At 71.9% G+C, this 13060-nt stretch carries 10 protein-coding genes; 4 read left to right on the top strand and 6 right to left on the bottom strand.

Features of this window, described 5'->3' with window-relative positions:
* Positions 1–30: 30 nt before the first annotated feature.
* Positions 31–561, bottom strand: a complete 531-nt coding sequence (locus tag FDP22_RS20235) for a hypothetical protein (protein WP_138578064.1) — start codon at positions 559–561, stop codon at positions 31–33.
* On the bottom strand, positions 558–1298 hold the full coding sequence (locus FDP22_RS20230) for a 16S rRNA (uracil(1498)-N(3))-methyltransferase (protein WP_138578062.1): 741 nt from the start codon (positions 1296–1298) through the stop codon (positions 558–560). The genes FDP22_RS20235 and FDP22_RS20230 overlap by 4 nt, the downstream gene beginning before the upstream one ends.
* A 10-nt stretch (positions 1299–1308) precedes the next feature.
* Here FDP22_RS20230 and ubiA point away from each other — a divergent pair, with 10 nt between their 5' ends.
* From ubiA to FDP22_RS20215, 3 genes are all read left to right on the top strand, one after another.
* Positions 1309–2274, top strand: a complete 966-nt coding sequence (ubiA, locus tag FDP22_RS20225; RefSeq protein WP_138578060.1) for a 4-hydroxybenzoate octaprenyltransferase — start codon at positions 1309–1311, stop codon at positions 2272–2274.
* A gap of 77 nt (positions 2275–2351) precedes the next feature.
* The gene (locus tag FDP22_RS25215) at positions 2352–4268 is read left to right on the top strand and encodes an OmpA family protein (RefSeq protein ID WP_138578058.1); all 1917 of its coding nucleotides are present in this window, start codon (positions 2352–2354) and stop codon (positions 4266–4268) included.
* On the top strand, positions 4255–4590 hold the full coding sequence (locus FDP22_RS20215) for a hypothetical protein (protein ID WP_138578056.1): 336 nt from the start codon (positions 4255–4257) through the stop codon (positions 4588–4590). The genes FDP22_RS25215 and FDP22_RS20215 overlap by 14 nt, the downstream gene beginning before the upstream one ends.
* Positions 4591–4624: 34 nt before the next feature.
* Here the strand turns inward: FDP22_RS20215 and FDP22_RS20210 are convergent, their stop codons facing one another.
* The 4 genes from FDP22_RS20210 to topA all read right to left on the bottom strand — a co-directional run bounded on the left by FDP22_RS20210 (position 4625) and on the right by topA (position 11470).
* Positions 4625–4888, bottom strand: a complete 264-nt coding sequence (locus FDP22_RS20210) for a hypothetical protein (RefSeq protein WP_138578054.1) — start codon at positions 4886–4888, stop codon at positions 4625–4627.
* A gap of 462 nt (positions 4889–5350) precedes the next feature.
* Positions 5351–5815 (bottom strand): Hsp20 family protein, encoded by a 465-nt coding sequence (locus FDP22_RS20205; RefSeq protein WP_138578040.1) that lies wholly within the window; start codon positions 5813–5815, stop codon positions 5351–5353.
* A 409-nt stretch (positions 5816–6224) separates the two neighbouring features.
* Positions 6225–8483 (bottom strand): ribonuclease R, encoded by a 2259-nt coding sequence (rnr, locus tag FDP22_RS20200; RefSeq protein ID WP_138578038.1) that lies wholly within the window; start codon positions 8481–8483, stop codon positions 6225–6227.
* 287 nt (positions 8484–8770) lie between these two features.
* On the bottom strand, positions 8771–11470 hold the full coding sequence (gene topA / locus FDP22_RS20195; RefSeq protein WP_138578036.1) for a type I DNA topoisomerase: 2700 nt from the start codon (positions 11468–11470) through the stop codon (positions 8771–8773).
* Between the two features lie 180 nt (positions 11471–11650).
* Here topA and FDP22_RS20190 point away from each other — a divergent pair, with 180 nt between their 5' ends.
* A complete protein-coding gene (locus FDP22_RS20190; protein WP_138578034.1) occupies positions 11651–12946 on the top strand; it encodes an O-acetylhomoserine aminocarboxypropyltransferase in 1296 nt (431 codons plus the stop codon).
* Positions 12947–13060: the final 114 nt, after the last annotated feature.

The following is a 13060-nucleotide window of genomic DNA, read 5'->3' as shown; positions in this document are numbered from 1 at the left end:
GCCGGTGAATAAACATGTACCCGCATGCTTTCAAGGGCGACGAAGGTTCAGTCCCGGCTTTTCCCAGAGTGTGACCGGCCGGGCCGGCGGCGTGTCGATCAGGGCGAGCGCCCTGGGCCAGTTGAAGCCGGGCAGGGGCGAGAGCGCGTCGTAGAGCCGTTCGGCCCCCCGGGCGGCGGCCGGAACGGCCAGCGCGCGGCCGCCGTCGTCCTGCAGGTGCCACACCGGGCCGTCCGGCCCGGGCGACAGGCTGATGCGGTTCAGCGCCGGGAGATCGACGAACCCGCCGGTCACCGGGCCCATGTAGCCGATGCGCCACTCGGTGACGGTGACCACCCCGGGCGCGCTGGTGTCGCGCGCAAGCCGGGCCTTGCGGAAGGCGCTCAGCGCCAGCCCGGCCAGAACCAGTGCCCCCGCGCCCCAGACCACCGGCATCACCGCGCCCCCGCGCAGCCCGGAGCGCCAGCCGGCCCAGCCCAGGACCAGCGCGAACAGCGCCAGCGCGCCGCTCTCGCCCCAGCGCAGCAGGGCTGCCTGAACCGGGGGGCGCAGGAAGCTCACGCGCCGGCCCCGCTCCAGTCGCCCTGCCGGGCCTGCCACAGGGCGATGGCGGCGGCGGCGGCGGTGTCGGCGCGCAGGATGCGCGGCCCCAGCGACACCGGCACCACGAAGGGCAGCCCGCGCAGCCGGGCGGCCTCGTCGGCGGCAAAGCCCCCCTCCGGGCCGATGAGCAGCGCCGCGGGGGCCGAGGGCGCCACCGCATGCAGCGGCCGGGCGTCACGCGATTCGTCGCAGAAGATCAGCGAGCGGCGGGGTTCCCAGTCCGCCAGCACCCGGTCCAGCGGCGCGGGGTCGGCGAGCTCGGGCACATAGGTGCCGCCGCACTGCTCGGCGGCCTCCACGCAATGCGCTTGCAGGCGGTCCGGGCGCAGGCGCTCGGAATTGGTGTGGCGGGTGAACACCGGCTGGATGCGGCGCACGCCCAGCTCGGTGGCCTTCTCCACGATGAAGTCCGTCCTGGCCTTCTTGATCGGGGCGAAGAGCAGCCACAGGTCCGGCGGCAAGCCCTGCCGCGCGCTCTGGCTGAGGCAGCCGAGCAGCCCGGCGCGCTTGCCGGCCTCCAGCACCTCGGCCTGCCATTCCCCGTCCCGCCCGTTGAACAGCGCCACCCGTCCGCCGGGCCCGAGCCGCATCACCGAGAACAGGTAATGCGCCTGTTCGCGGGTCAGCGGAACCGGGGCGCCCGCCGCCAGCGGGGCCTCAACAAAAAGCCTGATCTTTGCCGTGTCGTCTGTCATAACGCATTCCATGTCCGAGCATGTTTCTAGCGCTCAAAGCGCCCCCGATGGAAGAGTGGCCGACGCAACGGCCGAAAACTGGGTCGACCGGTTCTGTCCGCCCTGGTCGCGGCCCTGGCTGCGGCTGTCGCGCGCCGACCGGCCAGCCGGCACCTGGCTGCTGCTGCTGCCCTGCTGGTGGGGGCTGGGGCTGGCGATGGCGGCGGACCCGGGAGGGCCGCGCCTCGCCGATCTGTGGATCTTCGCGGGCTGCGGGCTGGGCGCCTTCCTGATGCGCGGCGCCGGCTGCACCTGGAACGACATCTCCGACCGCCACGTGGACGGCCAGGTGGCCCGCACCCGCTCGCGCCCGATTCCCTCCGGGCAGGTGAGCGTGCGCGGCGCGGCCGGCTGGATGGTGGTGCAGGCGCTGATCGCCCTCGCGATCCTGCTCAGCTTCCCGGCGGCGGCGATCTGGCTCGGGGTGCTCTCGCTGCTGCCCGTGGCGGTGTACCCGTTCGCCAAGCGGTTCACCTGGTGGCCGCAGGTGTTTCTCGGCCTCGCGTTCAACTGGGGCGCGCTGCTGGCCTGGGCGGCGCATGCGCAGGGCTTCGGCCTGCCCAGCCTCGCGCTCTACGCGGCCGGCATCTGCTGGACGCTGTTCTATGACACGATCTACGCCCACCAGGACCGGGAGGACGATGCGCTGATCGGGGTGAAGTCCACCGCGCGGCTGTTCGGCGAGAACACCCATGCCTGGCTGGCGGGGTTCCTCGTGGCCTCGGTGGCGCTGATCGGGCTGGCGGTGCTGACGGTGACCACCGGCCTCTCGCTGGTGCTGTGCCTGGCCGGGCTGGCGGGCTTCGCGCTGCACCTCGCCTGGCAGCTTCGGCGCCTCGACATTCACGACACCGATCTGTGCATGCGGCTGTTTCGCGCCAACCGCGACGCCGGCCTGATCGTGGCGCTGGCCTTCGGGCTGGCCGGGCTGGTGTGATCGCGCCCGCCCTTGCAACGGGGGCGGGGCTGGCCTAACACCCGGGAACAGTTTTCCCGGCAGACAGAGGCAGTCCGATGCGAAGCCGCGCGGCCATCTTCCTGACGCTTTCCGTGCTCGGCCTGGGCGCGGCGAGCTATGGAGCCGGCGCCGCGCTCACCCGCCGCATCGAGGCAGAAACCGTCGCGGGGCTGGACCGCATGCTCACCGCGGCCGGGCTGCACTGGGCCACGGTGACGGCGGACGGGCTGGAGGTGACACTGGGCGGCGACGCGCCGGACGCGGCGGCGCGCACGGCGGCGCGCGAGGTGGCGGGGCGGCTGGTCTCCGCCTGGCGGCTGCGCGATGCCACCAGCCTGCGCCCACCCGCCCCCGACCCGGACATCGCCTTCCGCGTCGAGATCCTGCGCGACGAGGCGCGGGTCACCCTCGCCGGCATCCTGCCCGACGACGGCAGCCGCGCCCGGCTGGACGCCGCCATCGGCACCATCGGCGAGACCGCCGGCGGGGTGGATCTCGACGATTCCACCCAGGTGATGCATGCCGCGCCCGGCGCGGAATGGGCGCGCTCGCTCGACCTTGCCATCACGGCGCTCACCGGCCTGGGCAAGGCGCAGATCGGGCTGGCGCGCTGCGCGGTGACCATCTCCGGCGTCGCCGCCTCGCCGGAGGCCGCGGCGCGGCTGACGCAGGCGCTGCGCGCCGCGGGCGGCAATTGCCTCTCCGGGCTCGACATCATCGCGCCGCGCCCGCTGGTGAGCCCCTACGTGTTCTCGCTCGCCGCCGCGCGTACCGGTGGGGGCGACACGGACCCCCCCGCGCCGATGCACCTGGAAGCCTGCACCGCCCAGTCGCGTGAGGAGGCCCGGGCCATCGAGCAGCGCCTGGTGGCCCTGGGCGTGACCGGCTCCTCCGGAGAGGCGCCGGGCCCGGGCGCGCCCGCCGGCGCCCCGCACTGCACGGAAGGGCTCGGCGCGCCCTCGGCGGACTGGGGCGCGGCGGTGATGTCCGGGCTCGACGCCGTCGCGGCGCTCGGCGGCGGCGTGCTCTCCTTCGTGGACACGGACGTGGTGCTGGACGCGCCGCCCGAGGTGGACCCGGACCTGTTCGATGCCGAGGTCACGAAGCTGCGCGACGCCCTGCCGGCGATGTTCTCGCTCGAGGCGCAGATCGGCACGGACGACGGGGAGGAGGAGGGCGCCCTCTCTCTCGCCACCCTGCCGCCGGCGGAGTTCCGCGCCAAGCGCGACGCGGACGGCAGGGTCGCCCTCAGCGGTCCGATGCCCAACGAGGCCGGCAAGCTGGCGCTCTACACCTTCGCGGTGTCGCTGTTCGGCAGCGAGCAGGTGGAGGACCGGATGATCGTGGAGCCCACGTTGCCGGACGGCTGGTCCGGCCGGGTGATGGCCGGGCTGAAGGCGCTGGCGCTGCTGGAGAACGGCATCCTGGTGGTGGAGGAGGCCGATCTCAGCCTCGCCGGGCGCACGCTGGACCCCGACGGCAGGGCGGAGGCGCGGGCGCTGCTCACCCCGGTGACCGGGGCGGACCGCACGCTGCGGCTCACCGTCTCCTATGACGCGGAAGCGGCGGCGCGCGCCAGCCTGCCGGCGCCCGACACCTGCCTGGACGAGATGCGCGCCGCGCTGGCCGCGCAACAAATCATCTTCGCGCCGGCCTCCACACAGATCGACCCGGAGAGCCTGCCGGTGGTCGAGGCGCTGGCTGCCACGCTGAAGGGTTGCGCCCCGGCGGTGTTCGAGGTGGGCGCCTACACCGATACCAGCGGCTCGGACGAGCTGAATCTGCGGCTGAGCCGTGACCGGGCCCAGGCGGTGCTGGAGGCGCTGGTCGCGCGCGGGGTGCCGCTCGACAGGCTGCGGGCGAAGGGCTATGGCGAGGCGGACCCGATCGCCGACAACGCGACAGAGGCCGGCCGGGCGCTGAACCGCCGCATCGGCCTGCGCATCCTGGAGGAGCCCGATGGACGCAACTAGACTTACGTTGGTGATCGCGATCGTTCTGGTGCTGGCGGTGGCGGTCGGCTGGGTGTGCTGCTGGCTGTTCCTGCGCCTCAACCGGCCCTCCGGCCTGCCGCATCCGCAGGAGCCGGCCGAGGAAACCGTGCGCCGCGCGCTCGACGCCCGGGATGCCGCGATGCTGGAACTGGGGGAGATGCGCCGCGACCTCGCCCGCCAGATGGCGGCGAAGGATTCGGAGCTGGAGGCCACGATGTCCGGCCTCGGCAACGCCCGGCGCGAGGCGATGGAATGGCGCCGCGCCTACGAGGACCTGTCGGGCAGCACTTCCGGCGGCTGAGCCGCAGGCATGCCGCCGCACGGGCCCGCCGGGCTCACAGCCGGGCCCTCAGCCGGCTGAGCCTGTCGCCGATGACCCCGCCGATGATGCAGCAGGCCAGCGTGCCGTCGACCGCCGGACCCAGGCCGGTCACGTCCACCCCGGCGCCACCGGCCGAGCCCAGCAGGACCCCGGAGAGCACGAAGCGCATCCGCCGGCGCTGCCCGGGCGTCACAGGCGCCAGCCGGGCCATCACCCGACGCAGCCCCGGCCTCGGGGCGGGTCCACGGGCTGGGCGCGATGTGGTCATGCTGGTCATGGTCAGTCCCCGTCGTCGGCGCCGGTCTGCGGCTGGTACGTCCTGCGCTCAGGGTGCAGGGCGCGGCGGCGCGGCTCAACGAAACAGTCCGGACAAGTGTTGGTTACCCGGCGCACGCCGGGCTGTGCCTCACGGGGGGGATGACATCGGGAATGCCGGGCAACCTGCCGGAAATGCGTCGCTCCGGCCCGGGAAGGCCGGGTGCGGGACGGCTGCCGCGCGGTGCGTTCTTCACATGCTGAATGCCCGGCCAGCGAGCCGCCCGATGCGGTGCATGAGGCGACGGCCATGGCCCGGCGTCCCGCGGGCAGAGGCGCGGAGGGCGGAGCCTGCCACGATCCGGCTCGCGTGGTTCGCCACGGGGGCGGAAACGGAATGAGGCCCGCGCCGAGGGGGACGCGGGCCTCGCTTCGCTCAGACGTCCGGCCCCGAGAGGGGGGAGGGGCCGGGCGGAGCGGAGTCTCAGTTCTGCAGCTGCGGCGCTTCGTTGTTCACCACCGGGCCGCTGGCGATCTCGATGCGCCGGGGCTTCAGTGCCTCGGGGATCTCGCGCACGAGGTCGATGTGCAGCAGGCCGTTCTCGGACCGGGCCTCGGTGGCACGGACATGATCGGCAAGCTGGAAGCGGCGCTCGAAGGCGCGGGTGGCGATGCCACGATGCAGGAAGCTGCGTTCACCCTCGGTCTCGGACCTGCGGCCGGAGACCACGAGCGCGCCGTCGCGCGTCTCGATCGAGAGGTCGCTCTCGGCGAAACCGGCCACCGCGATGGAGATGCGGTAGGTGTTCTCGCCGGTCTTCTCGATGTTGTAGGGCGGATAGCTGGTCTGACCGGTCTCGCCATTGGCGGCCACGTTGTCCAGGAGATGGGCAAGGCGGTCGAAGCCGACGGTGGAACGGTAGAGCGGGGTCAGGTCGAAATTACGCATGGAAGCATCCTCTCTTGAGCGATGATAGTGCCCGGGCCCTCCGTCTGGACGAGCCCTGTTTCGTGCTGCCCGGACCCTGTTGCGGCCTCCGGACATGGCTGAGATAGGATGCCCTTTCCCCCCCTTCAAGAGGGCGGAGGCAGGGGAAAATGCGGGATCCTGCAGGCGGGCAGGACGCGCCCGTGCGCGGTGCCGGGGGCGCGTTGCCGCCGGCGGAGCACCGGCGCGCGGGCCGGCGTCCGGGCGCGCTGGCCCGCGCAAGGGGTGGGGCGCCTCGCACGGGCGAACGGGCGGCGCGTCACGCTTCGGCGGTGGCGCGGCGATGGCCGGGCATGGCGCCACCCTCAGGGCTCGCGGACGCGGCAAGGCAGCCGCGGCCACAGGCCCCGCGCGCCGGAGACCGAACGGCTCAGAAGCGCCGCTTCGCCTTCTTCTCCAGCTTGGAGGATTTGGAGCGGGCCTTCACCGCCTTGCGGCGCGGCACCGGGCCGCGGCCCTTCACCGGGGCGCCGCGCGGGGCGGGCTTGCCTTCGATTTCCAGCAATTCGAACAGCAGGCCGCCGGTGACCGGAACCGCTTCGGCGAGGCGTACCGTGGCGCGCATGCCCAGGCCGATCTCGCGGCGCGTGCGCTCGCCGGTCAGCGTCTGGCTGTCGGCGTCATAGTGGAAATACTCGCGGCCCAGCGAGGAGATCGGCACCAGCCCGTCTGCCCCGGTGTCGGTGAGGCGGATGAACAGGCCGAAGCGGGTGACACCGGAAACCTTGCCCTCGAATTCGTTGCCCACCCGGTCGGCCAGGAAGGCGGCAAGGTAGCGGTCGGTGGTGTCGCGCTCGGCTTCCATGGAGCGGCGCTCGGTCATGGAGATGTGCTTCGCCGTCTCCTCCAGCGCGTCGGTCTCCTCGGCAGTGAGCCCGTCATTGCCCCAGCCATGCGCGGAGATCAGCGCCCGGTGCACCACGAGGTCCGCGTAGCGGCGGATCGGCGAGGTGAAATGCGCGTAGCGCGCCAGCGCGAGGCCGAAATGGCCGATCGCCTCGCGGGTGTAATAGGCCTGGGTCTGGCTGCGCAGCACCGAGAGGTTGATCATCTCGGAGAAGTCGGAGCCCGCGGCCTGGTCGAGCAGGCGGTTGAACTGCGCGGTCTGCAACACCTGGCCCCTGGCGAGGGTGAGGCCGCAGCTCTCGGCGATCTCGCGCAGGGCGTCCAGCTTCTCGGTGGTGGGCTCCTCATGCGCGCGGTAGAGCAGCGGGCGGGCGCGGCGCTCCAGCGTCTCGGCGGCGCAGACGTTGGAGAGCACCATGAACTCCTCGATCAGCTTGTGCGCGTCGAACCGCTCGCGGAAGGCGACCGAGAGCACCTCGCCCTCCTCGGACAGGATGATCTTGCGCTCCGGCAGGTCGAGGGCCAGCGGCTGGCGGCGCTCGCGCGCGGCCTTCAGCGCGCCGTAGGCGGCGAAGAGCGGCGCGATGGCCGTCTCGAGCAGCGGCGCGGTGGCCGCGTCCGGCGCGCCGTCATGCGCCGCCTGCGCCTGCTCGTAGGACAGCGAGGCCGGCGAGCGCATCAGCCCGCGGGTGAAACGGTGGCTGCGCTTGGTGCCATCGGCGGAAAGCACCATGCGCAGGGCGATGCAGGGCCGGTCCACACCTTCATGCAGCGAGCACAGGTCGCCCGAGAGCTCCTCGGGCAGCATGGGCACCACCCGGTCGGGGAAATAGCTGGAATTGCCGCGCTTGCGCGCCTCGCGGTCCAGCGCCGAGCCGGGGCGCACGTAATGGGCCACATCGGCGATGGCGACCCAGAGCACGTGGCCGCCGGGATTGGCCGGGTCGTCATCCGCATGGGCGCAGACCGCGTCGTCATGGTCGCGGGCGTCCGAGGGATCGATGGTCAGCAGGGGCAGGGCGCGCAGGTCCTCCCGGTCGCCCAGGGGCACGGGCTTTGCCGCGAGCGCCTCGGCGATGGCCTCCTCGGAGAATTCCACCGGCAGCCCGTGCTCATGGATGGCGATGAGCGAGACGGAGCGCGGGGCGGCCGGGTCGCCCAGCCGGGCGATGACCTTCGCGCGCGGCAGGCCGAGGCGCGGGTTGCCGACGATCTCGCCCTCGACCAGTTCGCCGTCGCGCGCGCCGGCATGTTCGCCGTGCGGCACCAGCCAGTCGCGGTCTGCCTTGCGCTCCACGGGCACGATGCGCCCGCCCTGGTCGGTCTTGCGGAACAGCCCGAGGATGCGGCGCGGGCCGGCGCCGATGCGCCGGATGAGCCGGGCCTCGAAGGCATGCCCGCTGGCGTGCTCCGGCGCGGGGGTGAGCCGGGCGAGGATGCGGTCGCCCTGGGTGATCCCCGGGTCGCCCTTCCCGGGGATGAAGAGGATGCGCGGCGGGGCCTCGTCACCGTCCCAGTCCTGCGGATGGGCGAAGAGATCGCCGTCGACATCGGGCGCTTCGACGACGAGCACGCTCACCGGCGGCAGGGCGCCCTTCTCGCGGAAGCTCTTGCGCTCGCGGCGAATGGCGCCCTCGGCCTGCATCTCGCGCAGGAGCTGCTTCAGCGCGATGCGCTCCGCGCCCTTCACGTTGAAGGCGCGGGCGATCTCGCGCTTGCCGACTGCGCCGGGGTTCTCCCGGATCCAGCCCAGAATGTCGTCCTTGGAAGGGAAATGTGCCATGGCTCCCCTTAGCATGGTCGCGCGGCGCCCGCCATGCGGGAATCCGGCCGCCGCCCGGCGCCCGATTCAGGGCGCGCAAAGGCCGGGCGTGCCGGGAGCCCCGCCGCGCGCGGCCAGCGCCGAGCGGGGGCTCGATGCCCCCCGAGGCGCTGTTTCTCCCGGGGCCAGGCCCGTCTCGACCCCACCCTGCGGGAGGGGCGCTCGCCGGGCCTCGTTCTGCCCGCCGGGCAGAACGCCGACGTCACCCCCCCCCGGCGCGGCCCTGCGCGCGGTGCACGGCGTCTGCGTCAGTCCTCGGCGTCAGCCTCTTCGGCCGGCTTGCCGGCGGCCGCGGATTTCGCAGTGGCCTTCTTTGCCGTGGTGGTCTTCTTCGCAGTCGTGGTCTTTCCGGCCGCCGTGGTCTTCTTCGCCGCGGCGGGCTTCTTCGCAGCAGCGGGTTTCTTCGCGGCGGCCTTCTTCGGGGCGGCGGCCTTCTTGCGGCCCTTGCCGGTGATCGCGGCCTTCGCGTTCACCAGCTCGACGGCGGCCTCGAGGGTGAGCTCCTCGGGCGTCACGTCCTTGGGCAGGGTGGCGTTCACCTTCTCCCATTTCACGTAGGGCCCGTAGCGGCCCGGCATCACCTGCAGGGCGCCGCCGTCCGGGTGGTCGCCCAATTCGCGCAGCGGCTGCGCCGAGGCGCCGCGGCCGGGGCCCCGGGCCGCCTTCTGGGCCAGCACTTCCATCGCGCGGTTCATGCCGATGGTGAGCACTTCCTCCGCGTCGCGGATGTTCGCATAGGTCTTGCCATGGCGCACGTAGGGGCCGAAGCGCCCGATGGAGGCTTCCACCGGCTCGCCGTCCTCCGGGTGCATGCCGATCAGCCGGGGCAGCGACAGGAGGTCGAGCGCGCGCTTCAGGTCCACGTCCTCCAGGGCCATGCCCTTGGGGATGGAGGCGCGTTTCGGCTTTTCCTCGGAGCCCTCGACCTGCTCGCCGAGCTGCACGTAGGGGCCGAAGCGCCCGCTGCGCAGGGTCACCGGCAGGCCGTTGTCGTCATGGCCCAGCAGCTTGCCGTCCGGGCCGGCCAGCTCGCCGCCCTCGGTTTCGCCGGACATCGGCCGGGTGTAGCGGCACTCGGGGTAGTTCGAACAGCCGATGAAGGCGCCGCCGGAGCGCGCGGTGCGCATCGACAGCCGGCCCTCGCCGCAATTGGGGCAGAGGCGCGGGTCCTTGCCGTCCTCCCGGGGCGGGAAGAGATGCGGGGCCAGCACCTCGTTGATCTTTTCCAGCACCTCGGTGATGCGCAGCTCGGAGGTTTCGCCCACGGCGGCGTGGAAGTCCTTCCAGAAGCGGGCCAGCACGTCATGCCAGTCCTTGTTGCCGGCGGAGACCTCGTCGAGGTCCTCCTCCAGCGCCGCGGTGAAATCATAGCCCACGTACTTGCCGAAGTAGTTCTCCAGGAAGGCGGTGACCAGCCGGCCCTTGTCCTGCGGGATCAGCCGGTTCTTGTCCTTCAGAACGTAGCCGCGATCCTGGATGGTGGTGACGATCGAGGCATAGGTGGAGGGGCGGCCGATGCCGAGCTCCTCCATGCGCTTGACCAGCGTCGCCTCGGTGTAGCGCGGCGGCGGCTGGGTGAAGTGCTGCTCGGGCGAGACGTCCCGTTTCGCGGTCTTCTCGCCCTGGTGGATCACCGGCAGGCGGGCGCCGTCGCCCTCCTCGTCATCGCGCGAGGGGGCCTCGTCGCGGCCCTCCTCATAGACCTTCAGGAACCCGTCGAAGGTGACGACCTGGCCATTGGCGCGCAGGCCCACCTCGCCATCCTTCGAGGCGATCTCGACCACGGTGCGCTCGAAGCGGGCGGCCTCCATCTGGCTCGCCAGCGCGCGCTTCCAGATCAGGTCGTAGAGCTTGCGCTGGTCGGGCTCCAGCGACAGCTTGTCCGGCGCGCGGGACATGTCGGTGGGGCGGATGCACTCATGCGCCTCCTGGGCGTTCTTCGCCTTGTTCTTGTACATGCGCGGGCTGGAGGGGACATATTCCTTGCCGTAGCGGGCGGCGATCACGTCGCGCGCGGCCATCACCGCCTCGGGCGCCATGTCGATGCCGTCGGTCCGCATGTAGGTGATGTGCCCGGCCTCGTAGAGCTTCTGGGCGGTGCGCATGGCGGCCTGGGCGCCCATGCCGAACTTGCGGCTGGCCTCCTGCTGCAGGGTGGAGGTCATGAAGGGGGCGGAGGGGTTGCGGCTGGCGGGCTTCGCCTCCACCGAGGCGACCGAGAGATCGCGCGAGGAAACGGCCTGCACGGCGAGCGCCGCCGCGGCCTCGGAGGCGATGTCGAACTTGTCGAGCTTCTTTCCCGACAGCGCGGTGAGCCGGGCGCGGAACTCCTGCCCGCGCGGCGTCTCCAGCACGGCGGTCACGCTCCAGTACTCCCGGGCCCGGAACGCCTCGATCTCCATCTCGCGCTCGACGATCAGCCGCAGCGAGACCGACTGCACCCGCCCGGCGGATTTCGCCCCCGGCAGCTTGCGCCACAGCACGGGCGACAGGGTGAAGCCCACCAGATAATCCAGCGCGCGGCGGGCGAGATAGGCCTCCACCAGCTCCATGTCCACGGCGCGGGGCTTCTTCATCGCCTCGGTCACGGCGCTCTTGGTGATGGCGTTGAAGACGACGCGCTCCACCTCGGTGGTCTTCTTCAGCGCCCGGCGCTTGGTGAGCGCCTCCATCAGGTGCCAGGAGATGGCCTCGCCCTCACGGTCAGGGTCGGTCGCGAGAATGAGCTTGTCGTCCTTGGCCAGCGCCTCGGCAATGGCGCGGACATGCTTCTGGGACGCGGGAGCGATCTCCCACTTCATCTCGAAATTGTTGTCCGGGTCGACGGAACCGTCCTTCTCAACCAGGTCGCGAACATGGCCGAAGGAGGCGAGAACCGTGTAGTCGCTGCCCAGATACTTGTTGATAGTCTTTGCCTTGGCCGGGGATTCGACGACGACGACAGCCATGCAGACTCCTGAACATTAAGCGCGGTTCCCTGAGGAGCGGGACCATGTGGGTTCGCGGCAGGCAATGTCAACTGGCCAGATTCCCGCATGGTTCCACGGGTCCGGGCAGCATCTGAGCCTGGTGGACCTCCACGGGGATTTGGGTAATGTCGCCCCAAACAACAACCGGAGGACACCACGATGAGCGACGCACCCCATCCCTACGGCTTCGACACGCTGCAGGTTCACGCCGGCGCCAAGCCCGATCCGGCGACCGGCGCGCGCCAGACGCCGATCTACCAGACCACCGCCTATGTCTTCCGCGACGCGGACCATGCCGCGGCCCTGTTCAACCTGCAGGAGGTGGGCTTCATCTACTCCCGCCTCACCAATCCCACGGTGGCCGCGCTGCAGGAGCGCATCGCGGCGCTGGAGGGCGGCGTGGGCGCGGTGGCCACCTCCTCGGGCCATGCGGCGCAGATCCTGGCGCTGTTCCCGCTGATGGGGCCGGGGGACAACATCGTCTCCTCCCGGCGGCTCTACGGCGGCACGATCACCCAGTTCACCCACACCATCCGGCGTTTCGGATGGGAGGCGCGCTTCGCGGACACCGAGGACCTCGCCGCGCTGGAGGCGGCCTGCGACGGGCGCACCAAGGCGATCTTCTGCGAGAGCATCTGCAACCCCGGCGGCTATGTCACCGACATCCCGGCGCTGGCGGAGATCGCGCGGCGGGTGGGCGTGCCGCTGATCGTGGACAACACCACGGCCACCCCCTACCTGTGCAACCCGATCGCGATGGGGGCGACGCTCGTCATCCATTCCACCACGAAATACCTCTCCGGCAACGGCTCCTCCATGGGGGGCGTGGTGGTCGATTCGGGCCAGTTCGACTGGTCGGCCTCCGACCGCTTCCCCAGCCTCAGCCAGCCGGAGCCCGCGTACCACGGGCTGAAGTTCCACGAGACCTTCGGGCCGCTGGCCTACGTGCTGCACGGCCATGCCATCGGCCTGCGCGACCTCGGCATGTGCCAGAGCCCGATGAACGCCTGGATCACCCTGCAGGGCATCGAGACCCTGTCGCTGCGCATGGACAAGCACGTGGCGAACGCGAAGGCGGTGGCCGAGTGGCTGGAAGCCGATCCTCGGGTGAGCGCCGTCACCTGGCCCGGGCTCGCCTCCTCGCCCTGGCACGCCCGGGCGCAGGCGCTCTACCCGAAGGGGGCCGGCGCGCTGTTCACCTTCGGGGTGAAGGGCGGGTATGAAGCCTGCGTGAAGCTGGTGGATTCGGTGGAGATCTTCTCCCACGTGGCCAACCTGGGCGACACGCGCTCGCTGATCATCCACCCGGCCTCGACCACCCACCGCCAGCTCGACCCCGAGCAGCAGGTGGCCGCGGGCGCGGCGCCGGACATGGTGCGCCTGTCCATCGGCATCGAGAGCGCGGCGGATCTCATCGCCGATCTCGACCAGGCCCTCGCCGCCGCCACCGCCTGACGGCAGGCCCCCGCCCCGCGCCCCCGTCCGGTTCTGCCCGGCGGGGCGCGCGCGCCGACCGGCCGGACGCCCCGCCGGGCGGCGGCGGGCAGGGAGGCGTGTCCCCCCGCCCGC

The sequence above is a fragment of the Paroceanicella profunda genome, assembly GCF_005887635.2.
GTDB lineage: Bacteria > Pseudomonadota > Alphaproteobacteria > Rhodobacterales > Rhodobacteraceae > Paroceanicella > Paroceanicella profunda.
The sequence above is the reverse complement of the archived record's forward strand: the minus strand, read 5'-3'. Positions and strand labels throughout refer to the sequence as shown.